Source organism: Streptococcus equinus ATCC 9812, from assembly GCF_000187265.1.
Classification (GTDB): Bacteria; Bacillota; Bacilli; order Lactobacillales; family Streptococcaceae; genus Streptococcus; species Streptococcus equinus.
This window is the reverse complement of sequence record NZ_GL698429.1, coordinates 1,043,312-1,064,070: the sequence shown is the minus strand read 5'-3', so window position 1 is coordinate 1,064,070 and position 20,759 is coordinate 1,043,312. Positions and strand designations below refer to the sequence as shown.

The following is a 20,759-nucleotide window of genomic DNA, read 5'->3' as shown; positions in this document are numbered from 1 at the left end:
TTTATAAAGAGCCTTTTTTATTTCAAATAGCCAAGGTAATCGAATTTTTCAAAGGTGTCATCACTTGCGATGGCAATAATTTCGATATCAGCTTCGAAAGGTTTGTTTGGATCAATGTGCGTATCGATAACTGAAGGATTTTTCTTGCGGATACCGATAATGTTGATTTCGAATTTATTTCGGACATCGAGTTGGATAAGATTTTTCCCAACCCAAGAGTCTGGAATCGAAAATTCAACCATAGCTAATTTTTCTTCTAAGTGAACGATGTTATCGATGTGGTGGCGAAGCATGTTAGAAGCAACGCGTTTACCAGAATCGCGTTCTGGCATGATGACTTTGCTTGCACCGATGCCATAAAGCACTTCTTCATAAGTTTTTGTTTTAGCTTTGGCGATAATATTTTTAACGCCGAGTTTTTTACAGTGCATAACGGCAAGAACAGAAGATTCTAGATTGTTACCTGTTGCGACAACAACAGTATCACATTGACCGATGCCAAGTGCTTTTAAAAAGTCAATATCTGTGATGTCACCGACAGCAGCTTTTTTAACAACGTCGGCTACATTTTGAACAAGATTTTCGTTAATGTCGATAGCAATGACATCTTGGTCAAATTTGCTAAGCTCTTTGGCAACATTTCGTCCAAAGATACCAAGTCCAAGAACACCAATTATTTTTTTTCTCATTTTAATTCCTCTAACCTACTGTGATATTTGTTTGTGCGTATTGAATTTCTTTTTCTTTCTTTTGAAGAAGACTAAGAAGAACCGTCAACGGTCCGACACGTCCAATGAACATCAATGCCATGATGACGAATCTTCCTGAAGTTGATAATTGAGGCGTTAAATCCATGGAAACACCGACGGTAGCAATGGCAGATACTGCTTCAAAAAGCAGCGCAATTGGGTCGTGGTGCGGTTCAAATTGAAGAAGAAGGATATAGCCAACAATTAAAATTGAAAAGAAGAAGATAAGCACTGTTAACGTTTGTTTGATAACTTTATTTGCAATGATGCGGTGGTGATAGGTAACCTCGCTCTGACCAGCAAGTTCTGATTTAAAGAGTAAGAAAGTAATTGCAACTGTTGTAACTTTTACCCCACCAGCGGTACCGCCAGGAGCTCCACCGATAATCATCTGAATCATGTAGAGAATGTTGGTTGCTGTATGTGTATCAAGATATGAAATTGTTGCAAAGCCAGCCGTTCTCATTGTGACTGTTTGAAATAAGCTGACCATAAATTGTTGGAAAGGATTGTACAATCCAATTGTTTTAGGATTGTTAGCTTCCAAAAGCCAAGTTATAGCCGTCCCTAGTATTAAAATCACCGCTGTTGTGTCAAGTACTAAGCGTGTTTGGTTGCTTAATTTGCGAGTGAATGTTTTTAGACGGTAAGGTCTATCTGCTAGGAATGCCTTAATGGCGCGTTTGATATCAACCCAGACTACAAACCCGATTCCTCCAGAGATAATCAAAATCATAAAGAGGAGATTGAGTAGCGGATTTAAGACAAATGGTTTTAGACTATCTCCACCAAGGTTATCAAAACCGGCATTACAAAAAGCAGAAACTGCTAAAAAGATAGCATTGAAAATACCATGACTCACACCAAATCTTGGAATAAAGTCAATAAGAAATAAAATCGCAATCAAAGATTCAATGATGAACGTTATTTTATAAACGTTGAATAGATAGCGTTTTAAGTGACCACTGTTGTCATAACTTAGAGCTGATTGCAAGATATTTTGGCTCGATAGATTCATGCGTCGTCTGAGTAAATATGTACTAACCGCAATCAAGGTGACAAGGCCAAGACCACCAATTTGCATTAAGATAACAGAAATCACTTGCCCAAGACCGTTGTAGACCTCAGCAACAGGAAAGACAGAAAGCCCAGTCACACAGACCATTGATACCACGGTAAATAAGTGATCAAGATAGTTTGTTGCTGGTGCATTTTGATAATGCGTTATTGGAAGTGATAGTAAGATACTTCCTGTGAAGATTACAATTAGAAAGCTAACGGTTAAACGTTGGGTACCAGATAGCCGTTTTAAAAATCTAGTCAAATGAACATCCCTTTCTTATAGCAATTAAGTGGCTGCTAGAGCCACTTATTGTCACTATTGGCCCATTAAAGAGGTTTTTTATTTGGCATGCCAGCTTTACGTGGGTATTTATTTGGTGTTTCTTTTTTCTTTTCAAGAATTGTGATTTGACGACTGTCACCGTTTGGTAACTCGTAATGATAGTTTTCAACAAGTTTTGAAAAGAGTACAGACATGGCATTTTTAGCGTCAGCTAATTCTTCTTCAGCAGCAGATGCTTTAAGAGCAATCAATTGTCCGCCGACTTTTAAGAATGGAATTGTCAATTCTGTAAGAACTTGTAAGCGGGCAACGGCGCGTGCAGTGACGATGTCATAGCTAGCGCGGAAAACTTTGTCTTGTCCATAATCTTCAGCACGTCCATGGTAAAAATGGACGCCATCAAGACCAAGTTCTTCCGCCAACAAGTTAAGGAAGTTGATACGTTTGTTAAGCGAATCAATGATAGTTACATCGATATCAGGGCACAAGATTTTAATCGGAATACTTGGAAAACCAGCTCCAGCTCCGATATCTAAGAGACGAATCTCTTGGTTTGTAATTTTGCCTTGGAGAACTGGTGCGATGGAATCGTAGAAATGTTTAAGGTAGACGCCTTCTTTATCAGTGATGGCAGTCAAGTTGATTTTTTGATTCCATTCGACTAACAGTTCAAAATAGCGCTCAAATTGTTTTTTTTGAGTGTCCGATAAGTCAAATCCTTGCTTAGCAAGTCTGTCATAAAATTCTTCAGGTGTCATATTACTAAGTTAAAGAAACTGATTATGTTAAAATCACTTTCTCCAATGATCCTTTCAATCCAATATATATCATCTTATTTTACCATAAAAAAACTAGGAGTGACATTCATTGACTGTTCGATAAAAGGGAGTTTTTGTCTTTATTTATGGTATTTTCTTTTAGAATTACTTGAAAATTGATATAATGAAAGCAAGAAAATATCGATTGTTTTCGCAAGAAGCTTTTTGCCAAGAGTATTGGAGTTAGAAAGCTGGATTTTTAGGAAGGGTATCAGATACCCAAGGAGGAATTTATGATTTTCGTTATTATTGCTATTGTTGCTGTTTTAGTACTTTGGGTAGTTGCTGCTTACAATGGACTTGTTAAAAGTCGTATGCAAACCAAAGAATCTTGGAGTCAAATCGATGTTCAATTGAAACGTCGTAATGACCTTATTCCAAACTTGATTGAAACTGTTAAAGGATACGCAGCCTATGAAGAAAAAACATTTGCTAAAATCACTGAATTGCGTAGCCAAGTTGCACAAGCTCAAACACCAGTAGAAGCAATGCATGCTTCAAATGCCCTTACAAAACAATTGTCAAGCTTGATTGCAGTTGCTGAAAATTATCCTGAACTTAAAGCAAATAACAGCTTTGTTAAATTACAAGATGAATTGACAAATACTGAAAATAAAATTTCTTATTCACGTCAATTGTTCAACACAACTACAGCAAACTACAATGTGAAACTAGAAACATTCCCAACAAATATTGTTGCAGGTCTTTTTGGATTTAAACCAAGTCAATTTTTGGAAACTCCAGAAGAAGAAAAAGAAGTACCGAAAGTGTCATTTGATTTTTAATCAATTCAAGTTTTAGAAAAATTTTTAAGACAGTCATCTTAAAAAGAAAGGAAAATAAGGAGTCTCTTTAGGTCGTCAATTAACTAGAAGAGACTCTTTCGTTTATATAGAAAATGATGTTATATGATCAAATTACTAGCAATAAACGTAAGACGGTTGTTTTGCTATTTGTATTCTTTATGTTGTTAGCTGCTATTGGAGCAGCGGTAGGGTATCTATGGTTGGACAGCCTAGGATTTGGAGTTGTCATTGCCCTGATTATTGGTGGCATTTATGCAGGAAGTATGATTTTCCAATCAACAAATGTTGTCATGTCAATGAACAATGCTCGTGAAGTCAGTGAAGCAGAAGCGCCACAACTCTATCACATTGTTGAGGATATGGCTATGGTTGCTCAAATCCCTATGCCACGAGTTTTCATTGTTGAAGACGATTCGCTTAATGCTTTTGCGACAGGTTCAAGCCCAGAAAACGCAGCAGTAGCGGCAACTACAGGTTTACTTAAACTTATGAACCGTGAAGAGTTAGAGGGCGTTATTGGTCATGAGGTTAGCCACATTCGAAACTATGATATTCGTATCTCAACGATTGCTGTTGCACTTGCTAGTGCTATTACAATGATTGCAAGTTTTGGTAGTCGTATGATGTGGTTTGGTGGTGGTAGTCGCCGCCGTTCTGATGACCGTGATGAAGGTGCACTTGGTATTATCATTTTGATTTTATCATTAATTTCTCTTATTCTAGCACCGCTTGCTGCGACATTGGTTCAGTTGGCAATTTCAAGACAGCGTGAATTTTTAGCTGACGCAAGCTCAGTAGAATTGACACGCAATCCTGAAGGTATGATTAAAGCTTTGCAAAAACTTGAACAGTCTTCCCCAATGCATCACCCAGTAGATCAAGCGAGTGCCGCGCTATACATTAATGATCCTTTGAAAAAAGGCGAACGATTTAGTTCTTTATTTAATACTCACCCTTCAATTTCAGATCGTATTAACCGACTTCGTCATATGTAAAAAATTAAAAGTTCACATTTGATGTGAGCTTTTTTTATGATAATCAAAAAAGAATTTTCTTGTAATAGATTTAACATCAATATTATAAAGACAAGAGATAGAAAAGCTGATATAATAGTAAGGAAATTTTAAAAGAGGTAAATTATTGATGATTGCAATTTCAGAAATAAAGAAAAACGCTGAAGGGATTGCTTTTAATGAATCTTTGAATATTAAAGAAACATTAATGCAACGTTCAAGTGAAGTTCTAGACGTCAAAGAAGTACTTGTTAATGGTCTGGTGACATATGATGACGGATTGTACTTGTTAAACTATCGTTTGGATTATACTATTACACTACCATCTAGCCGTTCAATGAAGCCTGTCGATGTGCATCAAATCGAGGGTGTGACGGAAGTTTTTGTTGAGTCTGCAGACCTTCATGCTAAAGAAGACTTAGTTAAAGAAAACCTTGCTTTAGTATTAGAAAATGATTTTATCGATTTGGAAGAAAGTGCGGTTGACAATATTCTTTTGACAATTCCAATGCAAGTATTAAGTGATGAAGAACGTCAATCAGAAGACATGCCTTCAGGACAAAATTGGTCTGTCATGACAGAAGATCAGTACGAAGCATTGCAAAATGAAAAGAAAAAAGAAAACAACCCATTTTCAGCTTTAAATGGCCTATTTGAAGATTAATATAATTTATAAATAGATAAAATTTTCTTGAATTATCGCCTACACTTTGATATACTTTTAGGGCACTATACTTGGCTAAAAATTCATTTTTGAGAAAGATATTAAAAAGGGATAGAGTGATGGATGGATTTTTCTCATGATTGGAATGAAAATTAAAGCGATAATTAGGGTTGTGTACTAGGCAAATAATTAGATTTTATAATCTTTACATTAAATAAAGGGTTGGTGACAATGAGTAAAAAGATTTTAATTATTGAGGATGAAAAAAATCTTGCACGCTTCGTGTCTTTGGAGTTACAACACGAAGGGTATTCAGTAGTTGTTGAGACAAATGGGCGTTTAGGTTTACAAACGGCTTTAGATGATGATTTTGATTTGATCCTGTTGGACTTGATGTTGCCTGATATGGATGGATTCGAAATTACACGTCGTCTTCGTTTGGAAAAAGAAACTTCAATTATCATGATGACAGCTCGTGATTCAATCATGGATATCGTTGCTGGTCTTGATCGTGGCGCAGATGATTACATCGTAAAACCATTCGCTATTGAAGAACTATTAGCGCGTGTGCGTGCAGTGTTCCGTCGTCAAGAAGCTAATTCAGAACATGATAAAGAAGGTCAAGCTAAAGAAGGCTTGCTTGGGCTTCGTCTTAATCCACAAAATCGTTCTGCAGTTCGTGGGGACGATGAAATTTCATTAACAAAACGCGAATATGATTTGTTAAGTGTTCTTCTTTCAAACGTTAACCGAGTGATGACACGTGAAGAATTACTTGCAAGTGTTTGGCGTTATGATACTGATATCGAAACAAACGTAGTGGATGTTTACATCCGTTATCTTCGTGGAAAAATTGATATTCCTGGTAAAGAATCATATATCCAAACTGTTCGTGGAATGGGTTATATTATTCGAGAAAAATAATGATAAAGTGCTTTAAAAAGTCATTATCTAAAAAAATTTCAGTAAAAACTTTTTTGTGGGTTTTGTTGATTTTATCAGCTTTTAACATAGTTATTTATTTTTGTGTGACACGAATTTTTCTTTCAAAAGATCGTTATAACACCGATCAATCCACAGAAATTGTTCGTGAATTTTTATCTAAAGAAACTTCTCTTTCGCAAGAGAAGTTATTAGATTTGTTGGATCAATATGGTGCTTCAGGATCGCTTATCGAAAATGGCGATAAGAAGTATATTCTTGCTAGGCAAGGCGGCATTGACGAATTGGTTTTTGATAATCAAGAAGTTTCTGTCTTTAATAAAGATAAACAATTAATTTTGACAACCGATATAGTACTATCGACAATGAAAATTGGAAAAGTTGGCGAAACGGTGAAGTACCGTTCGCCAGCTTTTACTGGTTTTTACCAGAGTGAAAAAATTTATTCCAAAGACAGTCGAAAAGTTATTGGTTACGTAACCGTCTACCAAAGTATTGCTTCGTATTTTATGGTGCGTCATACTTTTGTAGTGATTACTTTGCTATGTGAACTTGTCGAAGGTTGTTTGATTTTTTATTTAGTTTTTGCGGTATCAGATAGGACGTTGAGGCCACTTCGCAAACTTCAAATATTTGTTGATAAACTCGTTGAAAGTCCAAGTGAATTGGCTTTACGTTCGGATATTCAATCTGGTGATGAAATTGAAGATTTGTCACAAACTTTTGATAGCGTTTTAGAGCAAATTGAGGGATTTGCTAAGCGGCAAACACGTTTTGTTAGTGATGTTAGCCATGAATTGCGCACACCGATTGCTGTCATCAAGGGGCATTTAGGCTTGTTGCAGCGCTGGGGAAAAGATGACCCAGAAGTTTTATGCGAGAGTCTTGATGCCGCTTATCATGAGGCGGACCGCATGTCAATTATGGTAAATGACATGCTAGATATGATTCGTGTTCAAGGAAGTTTTGATCTTCATAAGGGAGAGGTTACAGATTTAAAACAATCCATTGACGTTGTTTTAGGAAATTTCCGCATTCTGTATCCTGATTTTCGTTTTTCACTCGTTTCAACGGTTGAAGATTGTATTTATGCAGAGATTTACAAGCATCATTTTGAACAGGCTATTTTAATCTTGATTGATAATGGCGTAAAATATTCTTCAGGTAGTAGAAATATTCATGTGACTTTGGATGTTTTAGGAGATAATGCGATTGTAAAAGTTCGTGATGAAGGTGAGGGAATTTCACAAGATGACCTTAATCATATCTTTGAACGATTCTATCGCACTGATAAGTCACGTAACCGTGTTTCGACACAAGGTGGACTTGGGATTGGTTTAGCCATTCTTAAGCAAATTGTGGATGCTTATGAACTCAAAGTTAGCGTCAGCAGTGTTGTTGATGAGGGAACTGAGTTTACTTTAATCATTCCACTTGTTACGACAGAAAAAAATTAAAAAGACAGACTGAGCTTTCTCGGTCTGTTCGTTTTTCTAATGAAGTATGAGAAATATTTTGTTAGAAAAGGGATGACAACAGCTAGCCAGCTTAGGCTGGTATGACTTTCATAATGATTGATATTATGGTAAAATAAAGTATTAGAATAATTGGTAGAATGGGGTGTTTGCATGCGTTGTCCAAAATGTAATTATAATAAATCGAGCGTTATTGATAGCCGTCAAGCTGAAGACGGAAATACTATCAGACGACGTCGAGAATGCGAAAATTGTCATGCGCGATTCACAACCTTTGAACGCGTTGAAGAACTACCCTTGTTAGTGATAAAAAAAGATGGAACGCGTGAACAATTTTCTCGAGAAAAAATTCTAAATGGTATTTTTCAAAGTGCGCAAAAACGTCCAGTATCAAGTGATGATATTGAACAAGTTGTGGCACGTATTGAGCAAAAAATTCGTAGTGAATACGAAAGTGAAGTTCCAAGTACTGTGATTGGTAATCTTGTTATGGATGAATTAGCTGAACTTGACGAAATTACTTATGTTCGTTTTGCCTCAGTCTATAAATCATTTAAAGACGTTGATGAAATCGAAGAACTTCTTCAGCAGATTACTAGTCGTGTTCGCAGCAAGAAGAAAAGAAGCAAGCTAAATGAGACCGATTGATGAATTTTCTTATGTAAAAAATAATAAGATTTTGCTGGATTCTGATAGTCTAACTCAGCTTTATCATCCAGTAATTGGTAATCATGCGGTTTTATTGTATGATTATCTTTTAGCTTTCTTCGATGATGGGGTTAAGCGTCACAAATTTAGTGAAATTCTTAACCACTTACAGCTTAACATGCAAGAAGTTGAAGAAGCTTTTGCTATTTTGACAGCCGTCGATTTGTTGGTTTTATATCAAACACGTGATGCTTATGTTTTGAAACTTCAACCTGCCTTGACTCGTGAAATTTTTCTGGCAAATCCGATTTATCGTCGTTTGCTAGAGCAAAAAATTGGTGAGGTTGCGGTTGCTGAATTAGATATTGTTTTGCCTGATGGGGCGCGTGACTTGTCTAAAAAATTCTCTGATATTTTTACAGTGGATGAAAATCCAAGTGTGCCTAAGCAGGTTTCAAAAAATCATTTTGATTTAGACAGTTTTGAGCGTTTGATGCTGCGTGACGGCTTACGCTTTAAAGACGATAAAAACGACGTTGTGATGATTTATAGCTTAGCTGATAAATACACAATGAATTGGTTTGATACTTACAACTTAGCCAAAAGTACAGCGATTAATGGGGTAATTTCACCTAAACGTATGACTGTACAGCTTGAGCAGAAAAAAGCTGATACTAATCAAATCAACGAACAATTTGATGCCAAAGAACAGGTCATCATTCGTGAAGCTAAGAAAACTTCTGCTAGAGAGTTTCTTGAAAAAATCAAAGCACCAAAACGTGCGGTGGTTACTGAAAGCGAGAGAAAATTGCTGGAAGAATTGGCTAACATGAATTTCTTAGATGAAGTTATTAATGTGATGGTGCTATACACGTTAAATAAGACGCAATCAGCTAACATCAATAAGCCTTACATCATGAAAGTGGCAAATGATTTTGCATATCAGAAGGTTGCGACAGCTGAAGCTGCTGTTCTAAAAATGCGTAGTTTTGCACAGCGTAACAAAGAACGCAAAGCTAAACCAAAAGTAGCTAAAACTAATGTTCCAGAGTGGACAGCTAAAGAATACAAACATGTTGCGACAGCTGAAGAAAAAGCAAAACTTGAAGAACTTAAACGTAGCATGTTAGAAGATTAAGGAGTGAGTGATGGAAAAAATCGGACAAACCTTGGCTAAACAGCTTCGCCAAAGTCGTACGGATCTTAATAAATTGACTCAAGCTATTTTAGCGGATAAGGAAATTGCTGATTTTATCACGTCAAATGGCTTGACTCAAGAGCAAATTAACCGAAGCCTTCCAAAATTCAATCAGTTCATGGTTGAACGTGAGAAGTTTCAAAATCAAGATGCATCTTACGTGGCAAAAGGTTATAAACCAGCTCTTAGCATGAACGAAGGTTATGCTGATGTCATTTATTTGGAAACTCGTGAATTGGTTGAGGCTAAAAAACGTCAAGATATCAAAAATCGTGTGACTTTGATTGGCTTGCCAACAAGTCTTAAGCATATTTCGACTGACGATATCGACCTTGGGGACCCTAATCGTATCGAGATTTATAATTATTTGAATGATTATATTAAAAATCTTGAGAATAAACCGCAAAAAGGGCTCTACGTTTTTGGAACTTTTGGTGTCGGTAAATCGTACTTGATGGCTTATTTGGCAAATCGCTTGTCAGCTAAGTATGGCAAATCAACAACTTTGCTGCATTTTCCAACTTTCTGTGTTGATATTAAAAATGCAATCAATACAGGAACGGTAAAAGAGCAGATTGACCAAATCAAGCAATCTGAAATCTTGGTTTTGGATGATATCGGCGCTGAACAACAAAGTTCATGGATTCGCGATGATGTGCTTCAGGTGATTTTGCAATATCGTATGCAAGAAAATCTGTTGACCTTCTTTACGTCAAATCTTGACTTTAAAGGCTTAGAAGAACATTTTGCTATCTCACGTTCAGGCGATGAAACTTGGCAGGCTAAGCGTGTGATGGAACGTATCCGTTATTTGGCGCGAGAAAGTCATCTACAAGGTGAAAATCGACGTTAATTGTTGTAATCATTAAAAGTGATAAATAGATAAAAGAATGTGAAAGGAATCGGCGAAGCATCTAAAGGTGTTTTCGTGTGGTGATAAACCACTTAAAATAGTCTAGCTATTTTAACGAATAGGTATTAAGAATTATGGCTTTACCTACAGTTGCTATTGTCGGACGTCCAAACGTCGGCAAATCGACTTTGTTTAACCGTATCGCAGGTGAGCGTATTTCAATTGTTGAAGATGTCGAGGGTGTTACTCGTGACCGTATCTATACAACAGGTGAATGGCTTAACCGTAAATTTTCATTGATTGATACTGGTGGTATCGATGATGTTGATGCTCCATTTATGGAACAAATCAAACATCAAGCTGATATCGCTATGACAGAAGCAGATGTGATCGTGTTTGTTGTTTCTGGTAAAGAAGGTGTTACAGACGCAGATGAATATGTTTCAAAAATCTTGTATCGTACAAACAAACCAGTCATTTTAGTTGTCAACAAAGTTGATAACCCTGAAATGCGTAGTGATATTTACGATTTCTATTCTCTTGGTCTAGGTGATCCATATCCAGTATCATCAGTTCACGGGATTGGTACAGGGGATGTTTTGGATGCTATCGTTGAAAATCTTCCAGTCGAAGAAGAAGACGAAAATCCAGATATCATCAAGTTTAGTTTGATTGGACGTCCAAACGTTGGTAAATCAAGCTTGATTAACGCTATTCTTGGTGAAGAACGTGTTATCGCAAGCCCAATCGCTGGTACAACACGTGATGCCATCGATACAAACTTTACTGACAGCGAAGGTCAAGAGTACACAATGATTGACACTGCTGGTATGCGTAAATCTGGGAAAGTTTACGAAAATACTGAAAAATACTCAGTGATGCGTTCAATGCGTGCCATCGACCGTTCAGATATCGTTCTTATGGTTATCAATGCCGAAGAAGGAATCCGTGAATACGATAAACGTATTGCAGGATTTGCTCATGAAGCTGGTAAAGGTATCATCATTGTTGTCAATAAATGGGATACTATCGAGAAAAATAATTACACTGTTGCAAAATGGGAAGAAGACATTCGTGATCAATTCCAATTTTTGTCATACGCTCCAATCATCTTTGTATCAGCTGCTACAAAACAACGTTTGAACAAATTGCCTGAAATGATTAAGAAAATCAGCGAAAGCCAAAATAAACGTATTCCATCAGCTGTTCTTAACGATGTTATCATGGATGCTATTGCTATCAACCCAACACCAACTGACAAAGGTAAACGTTTGAAAATCTTCTACGGAACACAAGTTGCCGTTAAACCACCAACGTTTGTTATCTTTGTTAACGAAGAAGAGCTTATGCACTTCTCATACATGCGTTTCTTAGAAAATCAAATCCGTGCTGCTTTCGGTTTCGAAGGAACACCAATCAACTTGATTGCCCGCAAACGTAAATAAGATTAAAAGCACCTTAGAGTGCTTTTTTGGTGCCTTTAAAAAAATAAAATCGAATAACCATTTTTCTAAGCTAAAGAGTGCTGAATTTGATATAATTAAATGATAAGGAAAAAGGTGGTGGCTTAGATTGGGTAGAATGATTCCAGGTCGAATTCGCAATCAAGGTATAGAACTTTACAAACAAGATTTGGTTGACATTATCAGTACAAGAGAAGATTTAATTCAGGCAAAAGTGGATAAACATCATCTTCAATACTCTTTAGAAGATGAACAAGTTCGATGCGATTGTGATTTTTTTGCCAAGAAAAAATACTGTGAACATCTAGCGGCAGTAGAATACTATCTAAAAAATAATACTGAAGGAAAAGAGTTATCAGATGAGCTAAGATCACATCAGGAAAATCAGCAAGAAACCAATAAGAATACGTCTTTTGGTAGTGTTTTTCTTGATGGCTTAGTGATTAATGATGATGACACAACAAAATACCGTTTGGCAGCTTATGGGAGCCAGAGTCCATATTCATCAGATTACTGGTGGACACTAAAAATCAATCGTTTGCCAGATGAGCGTGCTTATGTTGTCCGAGACATCAAAGCTTTCCTAACGGTTGTCAGAAATGAAGGTTATTATCAGATTGGAAAAAATTATTTTGAACCTTTATCACTAATCCAATTTGATGACGCAAGTCAAGAGTTGATTCGTTTTTTGTGGCGCGTGTTGCCAGACGGCAATCATTTAGATATTGATTATATTTTGCCAAATCACGCTCGTAATTTATCCTTAACGAGTGGAATGTTTGAAGAAGGTGTTAATCTCTTTAACGAACTTTATGATTTTTCATTTGAACATAATCATCAAAGTTATGGGCAGTTGATTTTTAAACCTCTTGATGGTTTAGAAGATTTAATTTCTTTTAAAGTGGTCGTTCATCGTCAGTCAATTGAGTTGATTATTACGGAAAAAGATTATCAACCACTCTTTAATAATGCTTATTTATTTACAAATGGATTTATTTATAGCTTAAATCTAAAGCAACAAAAGATTTTAACGGCAATTCGAAGTCTGCCAATCGAAGCAGATTTAGCCAAACACTTGTTCTTTGACTTGGATGACCAAGCAAAATTAGCTGCTAGCTTGCTTGATTTTAAGGAACTTGGAAAAGTTGAAGCACCGAAAAGTTTTGACATTCGTGATTTTACACCATCCTTTTATTTAGAATTAAACGAATATCGCGAAGTTGCTTTATACGTTACCTTTGATTATGGTGATGTTGTTGTCAAGAGTAAACGTGAGCTTGATGAATTACCATTTGCTAGTCATTTCAAGCATGAGGAGAGAGTGTTTAGAACGCTTGAGGCTAACGGTTTTTCAGCGGCATTTGTGTCTTATCATGCACCGCTAGCAGATAAGGATTTATATGATTTCTTCACACGAACTCTGGGGCAATTATCGCGCTTGGGTCAAGTGACTTTGGCTGATGAATTAGAAGATATGCGCCAATTTGAAGAACCTCAGGTCTCTATTCATACGACTGATGGATTACTCGATATTTCATTTGATTTTTCAACTGTTTTTGAAAATGATATTGATGATGCGCTTGATGCTTTATTTAGAAATCAGCCGTATTTTGTTAATAACGCTGGTAAATTAGTTATCTTTGATGAAGAGACACAACGTGTCAGCAGCACTTTACAAAATTTACGTGCTAAGCAATTAGACAATGGTCATCTGCAATTAGATGCTATTTCGGCTTTCCAAATCTCTGATTTATTTAAGGGCAATGACCGTATTTCTTTCTCAAAAGAATTTGAACAGTTGGCTCATGATTTGACACATCCAGAAGATTTCCAAGTTACTTTGGCACCTTTACAAACCCAACTTCGTGATTATCAAATGACTGGTGTTCGTTGGATGTCAATGCTAAATCACTATGGTTTTGGTGGTATTTTAGCCGATGATATGGGACTTGGAAAAACGCTCCAAACCATTGCTTTTCTTGCGTCATACTTGGAGCAGGAAACTCGTATTTTGGTTTTGTCCCCATCAAGTCTGATTTACAACTGGAAAGACGAGTTTACGCGTTTTGCACCAGATATTGATGTTGCGGTATCGTATGGACTTAAAGCTGTACGTGATGAAATTATCGCAGAAGACCACCAAGTCGTCATCACAAGTTACTCATCTTTTCGCCAAGATTTCGCTGAATATAATAAGCTTAATTTTGATTATCTAATTCTTGATGAAGCGCAAGTGATGAAAAATACACAGACTAAGATTGCACATTATTTGCGTCAGTTTGAAGTAAAAAATTGCTTTGCTCTTTCTGGAACACCGATTGAAAATAAATTGTTGGAAATCTGGTCAATCTTCCAAATTGTGTTGCCAGGATTATTGCCAGATAAAAAACATTTCTTGAAAATGGATGCTAAGCAAGTAGCACGATTTATCAAACCATTTATCATGCGTCGTCGTAAAGAAGAAGTGTTACCAGAATTGCCAGATTTGATTGAAATCAATTATTCAAATGAACTAGACCACAAGCAAAAAGCGATTTACCTAGCCCAGCTTCGTCAAATGCAAGAAACAATTACTAGTGCGTCTGATGCGGATATTAATCGTCGTAAGATTGAAATCTTATCAGGAATCACTCGCTTGCGCCAAATCTGTGATACACCAGCTTTGTTCATGGATTATGACGGTGAAAGTGGTAAAATTGATAGTCTTCGTGACCTCTTAACTCAAATCAAAGAAAATGGTCACAGAGCTCTTATCTTTTCACAATTTCGAGGCATGCTCGATATTGCTGAAAAAGAAATCGAAGACCTTGGTTTGACATCGTACAAGATTACTGGGTCTACTCCAGCTGATGCGCGTCAAGAAATGACTCGAGCATTTAATAATGGCTCAAAAGATACTTTTTTGATTTCTCTAAAAGCTGGTGGTGTCGGACTCAATCTGACTGGTGCCGATACAGTTATTTTGATTGACCTTTGGTGGAATCCAGCCGTCGAAATGCAGGCAATCAGCCGTGCACACCGTATTGGTCAAAAAGAAAACGTCGAAGTATATCGTTTGATTACTCGAGGTACGATTGAAGAGAAGATTCTTGAGATGCAAGAAAGTAAGAAAAACCTTGTAACGACGGTCCTTGACGGTAATGAAACACGTGCAAGCATGACAATAGATGAAATCAAAGAAATCTTAGGCTTGAAACACTAAAATAAAGGCTAGTTTATCTTTTTGAGATAACTAGCTTTTATTCTATAAAACTTTGAAAAATAGCCTGATTTAGTTTATAATAAAAATGTTACAAAGTTGGAGCAAAGTCAAAAGATTTAGGCGTTTAATCCTAGACAATATGACAATGCTATTTAGTTGCTAGGACTTGGAATTGTCAAAGGTAAAATCCCCATATTTCTTAGTGAGTGATTAATAGAACCCTTTAAGAAAGGATGTGATTTTGTGATTAGAAATCAAAGACGTTTTCCGCTTGTTGCAGATGGAGAACCAGTAAGCAATCCACCTAAAGTAATGGCTTTATATGAAAATGAAGATTTAATTACCAACATCCATGGGGATTATCGAGATAAAAACTATGATGATGTGATTAAAGATTACAATTTTGGTGACAAAGATAAAAATGATGCTTCAGCAAATCAAGGTAAAACTTATGCAGAGTTGGTGCGTAAAGAAGCTAGACGTGATATTCGTAAGAAACGTCAAGCATATCTGTCAAAAGAAGTGAAAAAACCTTCTAAAGCAGCTATGCAACAACAGCTTAAAACGCCATTGCCTAAGCGAGCTGTGAAACCCAAAAATGACTTGAGTCATTTTGCTGAAAAGATGCATCAAGATGATTATATCTTGGCAGAGATTCCCGTAACCTATAAAAAGCCAGATAATTCATCAACTGTAAAACCTACGAAAAATAATTATGACTTCCTAAAATGTAGTCAAATTTATAATAAGGAAACATTGCAAAGTCAAAGAGATCATAAGGTTGCTCAAGAATTGAATTTGACTCGCTTTGATGATGTAAAATAATCTGCACGTTGCAGTTCATATATAGAGGAGAAAAAATGTCTAAAACCTATCATTTTATCGGAATTAAAGGATCTGGTATGAGTGCTCTTGCCTTGATGTTACACCAAATGGGACACAAGGTTCAAGGAAGTGACGTTAGTAAATACTATTTCACACAACGTGGTTTAGAACAAGCAGGGATTGAAATCCTTCCATTTTCTGAAGACAATATCACATCAGATGTTGAATTAATTGCCGGTAATGCTTTCCGTGAAGATAACAATGTTGAAATTGCCTATGCTGTAAAAAATGGTTTCAAATTCAAACGTTACCATGAATTCCTTGGTGATTTCATGCGCCAATTCACAAGTTTTGGTGTAGCCGGTGCGCACGGAAAAACATCAACTACAGGTTTGATGGCACATGTTCTTAAAAATATTACAGATACTTCATATTTGATTGGTGATGGTACTGGACGTGGTTCAGCTAACAGCAATTACTTTGTATTTGAATCTGACGAATATCAACGTCACTTCATGCCATACCACCCAGAATACTCAATCATTACAAATATTGATTTTGATCACCCCGATTACTTCAAGAGCATTGATGATGTCTTTGATGCATTCAACGACTATGCAAAACAAGTTCAAAAAGCTTTGTTCTTGTTCGGTGATGATCCATATCTTCGTAAAATTACTTCTGATGCGGCTATTTACTACTATGGATTTAATGATACAGATGATTTCATCGCGTATGACGTTGTTCGTACAACAAATGGCTCTGCTTTCAAAGTAAAACATGGTGATGAAGAACTTGGAACATTCCACCTTCCAGCATTTGGACGTCACAATATTTTGAATGCGACAGCTGTCATTGCTAACCTTTATGTAGCTGGTATCGATATGGAATTGGTAGCAGAACACATGAAGACATTTGCTGGTGTTAAACGTCGTTTCACTGAAAAAGTAATCAACAATACAACAATCATTGACGACTTTGCTCACCATCCAACTGAAATTATTGCAACACTTGATGCAGCTCGTCAAAAATACCCAAGCAAAGAAATTATAGCAGTCTTCCAACCACACACATTTACACGTACTATTGCGCTTTTGGATGAATTCGCACAAGCTTTGAACCAAGCAGATGCTGTTTACCTTGCACCAATTTATGGTTCAGCACGTGAAGTTGACCATGGTGATGTTAAAGTTGAAGATTTAGCTGCTAAAATTAAAAAATCAGCTAAAGTGATTAGCCTTGATAATGTATCACCACTTCTTGACCATGACAACGGTGTTTACATCTTCATGGGAGCAGGTGATATTCAAATGTATGAACGTTCATTTGAAGAGCTGCTAGCAAGACTTGCTAACAACACACAATAATGATATCTTCAGAAAGGGAGCGCAAGCTCTTTTTCTTTTAAGAGGGATAGCCCATGATGATAAGAAATGCACGTCTTGATGATTTGCAAGCTATTGTAGAGATTGAACAAGAAAATTTTTCAGATATGGCTGCAAGTTTGGAGACGATGAAAGAGCGTACTTTAACCATTCCTGATACTTTTTTAGTTGCTGAGATAGATGGAGCGGTTGCTGGCTATATAGAAGGCCCTGTTGTACCTCAGCGTTATTTGACAGATGATTTGTTTCATCAGGTCGAAAAAAATCTTGTAAGTGGTGGATTTATTGCAGTTACGAGTCTTTCTGTATCTTCACGTTTTCAAGGACAAGGAGTAGGAACTGCTTTGCTAGCAACTATGAAAGATTTGGCAATCGCTCAAAAACGAATGGGAATCAGTCTTACTTGCCAAGAAAATCTCATTTCATATTATGAAATGAATGGATTTTTAGATGAAGGTGAGTCTGAATCACAACATGGCGGTGCGGTTTGGTATAACATGGTTTGGGAATCGTCGATGATAGGTTAGTGCTTAAAAAGTTATTATTAAGAATAGATAACAAAGGCTGCTACGAGTTGATTTTCACTATATTTTAAGATATAATGGCGATTGATTAAGAGTAGGAGGATAAGCTTTGACCGAATTAAACGACGATAAGCCAAAAACTCAAAAAGAAAAAAGTTTCAAGGAGCAAATCTTAGCTGAACTTGAAGAGGCAAATCGTTTGCGTAAGCAACATGAGATTGAGCTTCGTCAAAAAGAAAAAGAGGCAGAAGAGTTCGCACGTCGCACAGCCCAATTAAAGGCTGAGTACGAAGCTGAGGATCGCAGAGAGCGAGAGGAAGCTAGAATTCGTGAAGAAAAACGCCGTCTTGAAGAAAAAGCTAAAGAGGCATTAGCTCACAATCAGATTGAGCCAACTGTTGATAATCAAAAAATTAAGGATGTATTGAGAAGTATCGATCAGACCTTTAACCCTAATGGAACGAAATCAGATGCGACAGAGGGAAAATCTGAAAGTTATCTTGTGAGAGCAACTGATGGCATTGGGGCCGATGGAAATCCAGATATTTCTGATAAACCTAAGACTTCAGGCGAGTCTGAATCAAAAGATGACCTTCATTTGGAGCACGAATCTGGACACTCAGATGCAGCTGAGACAGACTTGGAGAATAAAGTGGGAAAACGTAGAAAAAAACGTCAGAAGACAAATAGTCTAGCAGGAAAAATTGCTTTGTGTTTAATTACGGCGATTATTATTGCTTTACTAGCAATGGGTTTCTTTGTCTATCGCTATGTCGATAGTTCTATCAAACCACTTGATAGCTCATCAACAGAGTATATTACTGTAGATATTCCAGAAGGTTCTGGTAATAAGTATATTGGACAAATCCTTGAAAAAGCTGGTGTGATTAAGAGTGCGACTGTTTTTAATTACTATACAAAATTTAAAAACTATAGTAATTTTCAAAGTGGATACTATAATTTACAAGCTAGCATGGATTTAGATGAGATTTGTAAGCTCCTAAAAGAAGGTGGAACACCTCAACCTGAGAAACCTTCTTTAGGTAAGATTCTGGTAACAGAAGGTTACACAATCAAACAAATCTCTGAAGCAGTGACAAAAAACTCTGCTAAGAAAAATGCCTCAACGCCATATAGCTCTGAAGATTTCTTGAAAGTTGTTCAAGATGAAGCCTTCATTTCAAAAATGGCTGCGAAATATCCTAAATTGTTATCAAGCTTGCCAAGTGCTGATCAAGTAACCTATCGCTTAGAAGGTTATCTTTTCCCAGCAACTTATAGCTACTATAAAGAGACAAGCATGGAAGATATTGTTGAAGAAATGATTTCAACAATGGATTCTTACATGTCACAATATTATGATACGATTGCTGCAAGTGGAAAATCAGTTAATGATGTTTTAACCCTTGCTTCATTGGTTGAAAAAGAAGGTTCAACTGATGATGACCGTCGTAATATTGCAAGTGTCTTCTACAATCGCATGAACAACAACATGCCTTTGCAAAGTAACATTGCTATCTTATATGCGATGGGTAAACTTGGTGAAGAGACAAGCTTAGCAGATGATGCAAGTATTGACACATCGATTGATTCACCGTATAATGTTTATACTAACACTGGTTTGATGCCTGGTCCGGTAGATAGCCCAAGCTTAGCAGCTATCGAGGCAACTGTTAACCCCGCTTCAACAGATTATTATTATTTTGTTGCTGATGTGAAGACAGGAAAAGTTTACTACTCTGAAAACTTTGACGACCATCAAGCTAATGTTGAAAAATATGTTAATAGTCAAATAAATGAATAATTTGTTACAAACATGGTGTCAAATACACCATGTTTGTATTTGTAGATTATCCAAAAAATAAATTTTTAGAAAAGAGATTGAAAATGGCAGAAAAAACTTATCCAATGACCCTTGCTGAAAAAGAACAACTTGAACAAGAATTAGAAGAACTAAAATTAGTTCGTCGTCCAGAAGTTGTTGAACGTATTAAAATTGCCCGTTCATACGGTGACCTTTCAGAAAACTCTGAGTACGATGCAGCAAAAGACGAACAAGCATTCGTTGAAGGTCAAATCCAAATCATTGAAACTAAAATCCGTTACGCTGAAATTATCGATAGCGATGCTGTAGCTAAAGATGAAGTAGCTATCGGTAAAACTGTTACTGTTCAAGAAGTTAGTACAACTGATAAAGATGTATACCACATCGTTGGTGCTGCTGGTGCTGATATCTTTGCTGGACGTATTTCTAACGAAAGCCCAATCGCTCAAGCTTTGATTGGTAAGAAAACAGGTGACATCGTAACAATTGAATCACCTGCTGGAAACTACGATGTTGAAATCATCAGCGTTGAAAAAACTGCTTAATGATAAAAAAGGCTATTAAGCCTTTTTTTGTTTACCTTTTTAGAAGAATAAGAGCAATAAAAAACCTCCAGAAATTGTACTGACCCCAAAAAGTTGGACAAATAATTATTGAAAGGATTTAGTTCTGTATTGCACAGGGCTAAGTCCTTTTAGTTTGACTTTAATCCGTTTGTTATTGCAATAGTCAATGTAAGTAATAATAGCTTGTTTTAGCTCATCGAGTGACTTAAATGTCTTTTCAAAACCATAAAACATTTCTGATTTTAAGATTCCAAAGAAAGATTCCATCATGCTATTATCTGGGCTATTTCCCTTACGGGACATGGATGGACGAATTCCTTTTTGATTGAGAAAGTCATGATAAAACAGGTGTTGATATTGCCAACCTTGGTCACTATGAAGAATCGTATCATCATAATGGTCATCTGGAAAAGCTTGTGTTAACATTCGTTTGATTTGTTCCAAATTAGGCGAAGTTG

The 20,759-nt window shown here is 36.5% G+C and carries 19 protein-coding genes; 15 read left to right on the top strand and 4 right to left on the bottom strand.

Annotation, left to right across the window (positions count from 1 at the left end; translation table 11 throughout):
• Positions 1-17: 17 nt before the first annotated feature.
• The 3 genes from ktrA to rsmG form a co-directional block, all read right to left on the bottom strand.
• Positions 18-689 (bottom strand): potassium uptake transporter gating subunit KtrA, encoded by a 672-nt coding sequence (gene ktrA, locus HMPREF0819_RS05105; protein WP_004233054.1) that lies wholly within the window; start codon positions 687-689, stop codon positions 18-20.
• A gap of 10 nt (positions 690-699) precedes the next feature.
• Positions 700-2,073, bottom strand: a complete 1,374-nt coding sequence (locus HMPREF0819_RS05100; RefSeq protein ID WP_044023351.1) for a TrkH family potassium uptake protein — start codon at positions 2,071-2,073, stop codon at positions 700-702.
• A 65-nt stretch (positions 2,074-2,138) separates the two neighbouring features.
• Entirely contained in the window at positions 2,139-2,852 is a 714-nt protein-coding gene (gene rsmG / locus HMPREF0819_RS05095; protein ID WP_004233050.1) for a 16S rRNA (guanine(527)-N(7))-methyltransferase RsmG, read from the bottom strand.
• Between the two features lie 293 nt (positions 2,853-3,145).
• Here rsmG and HMPREF0819_RS05090 point away from each other — a divergent pair, with 293 nt between their 5' ends.
• The 15 genes from HMPREF0819_RS05090 to greA all read left to right on the top strand — a co-directional run bounded on the left by HMPREF0819_RS05090 (position 3,146) and on the right by greA (position 20,280).
• The gene (locus tag HMPREF0819_RS05090; protein ID WP_004233049.1) at positions 3,146-3,697 is read left to right on the top strand and encodes a LemA family protein; all 552 of its coding nucleotides are present in this window, start codon (positions 3,146-3,148) and stop codon (positions 3,695-3,697) included.
• Between the two features lie 116 nt (positions 3,698-3,813).
• Entirely contained in the window at positions 3,814-4,713 is a 900-nt protein-coding gene (htpX, locus tag HMPREF0819_RS05085) for a zinc metalloprotease HtpX (RefSeq protein ID WP_044023350.1), read from the top strand.
• Between the two features lie 145 nt (positions 4,714-4,858).
• Entirely contained in the window at positions 4,859-5,395 is a 537-nt protein-coding gene (locus tag HMPREF0819_RS05080) for a YceD family protein (RefSeq protein ID WP_080552917.1), read from the top strand.
• 231 nt (positions 5,396-5,626) lie between these two features.
• Positions 5,627-6,319 carry a response regulator transcription factor gene (locus HMPREF0819_RS05075; protein WP_004233044.1) on the top strand — a complete coding sequence of 231 codons (693 nt, stop codon included), beginning with the start codon at positions 5,627-5,629 and terminating at the stop codon, positions 6,317-6,319.
• A 104-nt stretch (positions 6,320-6,423) separates the two neighbouring features.
• On the top strand, positions 6,424-7,794 hold the full coding sequence (locus tag HMPREF0819_RS05070; RefSeq protein WP_237393047.1) for a sensor histidine kinase: 1,371 nt from the start codon (positions 6,424-6,426) through the stop codon (positions 7,792-7,794).
• A 171-nt stretch (positions 7,795-7,965) separates the two neighbouring features.
• A complete protein-coding gene (gene nrdR, locus HMPREF0819_RS05065) occupies positions 7,966-8,460 on the top strand; it encodes a transcriptional regulator NrdR (RefSeq protein ID WP_004233042.1) in 495 nt (164 codons plus the stop codon).
• A complete protein-coding gene (locus HMPREF0819_RS05060) occupies positions 8,447-9,598 on the top strand; it encodes a DnaD domain protein (protein ID WP_004233041.1) in 1,152 nt (383 codons plus the stop codon). Before nrdR ends, HMPREF0819_RS05060 begins: the two co-directional genes overlap by 14 nt.
• 10 nt (positions 9,599-9,608) lie before the next feature.
• Complete coding sequence (gene dnaI / locus HMPREF0819_RS05055; protein ID WP_004233039.1) at positions 9,609-10,511, top strand: primosomal protein DnaI; 903 nt, start codon at positions 9,609-9,611, stop codon at positions 10,509-10,511.
• A gap of 134 nt (positions 10,512-10,645) precedes the next feature.
• Positions 10,646-11,956 (top strand): ribosome biogenesis GTPase Der, encoded by a 1,311-nt coding sequence (gene der / locus HMPREF0819_RS05050; RefSeq protein ID WP_004233037.1) that lies wholly within the window; start codon positions 10,646-10,648, stop codon positions 11,954-11,956.
• 127 nt (positions 11,957-12,083) lie between these two features.
• Positions 12,084-15,176 (top strand): pilus expression-regulating Snf2 family helicase, encoded by a 3,093-nt coding sequence (locus HMPREF0819_RS05045; protein WP_004233036.1) that lies wholly within the window; start codon positions 12,084-12,086, stop codon positions 15,174-15,176.
• 243 nt (positions 15,177-15,419) lie between these two features.
• On the top strand, positions 15,420-16,001 hold the full coding sequence (zapJ, locus tag HMPREF0819_RS05040) for a divisome accessory protein ZapJ (protein ID WP_004233035.1): 582 nt from the start codon (positions 15,420-15,422) through the stop codon (positions 15,999-16,001).
• A 35-nt stretch (positions 16,002-16,036) separates the two neighbouring features.
• Positions 16,037-17,368 (top strand): UDP-N-acetylmuramate--L-alanine ligase, encoded by a 1,332-nt coding sequence (gene murC, locus HMPREF0819_RS05035; protein WP_004233034.1) that lies wholly within the window; start codon positions 16,037-16,039, stop codon positions 17,366-17,368.
• Positions 17,369-17,421: 53 nt separating this feature from the next.
• Positions 17,422-17,913 (top strand): GNAT family N-acetyltransferase, encoded by a 492-nt coding sequence (locus HMPREF0819_RS05030; RefSeq protein WP_004233033.1) that lies wholly within the window; start codon positions 17,422-17,424, stop codon positions 17,911-17,913.
• Between the two features lie 106 nt (positions 17,914-18,019).
• Entirely contained in the window at positions 18,020-19,714 is a 1,695-nt protein-coding gene (gene mltG, locus HMPREF0819_RS05025) for an endolytic transglycosylase MltG (protein ID WP_004233031.1), read from the top strand.
• 83 nt (positions 19,715-19,797) lie between these two features.
• A complete protein-coding gene (gene greA, locus HMPREF0819_RS05020; protein ID WP_044023349.1) occupies positions 19,798-20,280 on the top strand; it encodes a transcription elongation factor GreA in 483 nt (160 codons plus the stop codon).
• Between the two features lie 105 nt (positions 20,281-20,385).
• On the opposite strand, the gene HMPREF0819_RS09380 is transcribed toward greA, so the two are convergent.
• A partial coding sequence (locus HMPREF0819_RS09380) for an IS3 family transposase (RefSeq protein ID WP_004233029.1) occupies positions 20,386-20,759 on the bottom strand: 374 nt, incomplete at its 5' end.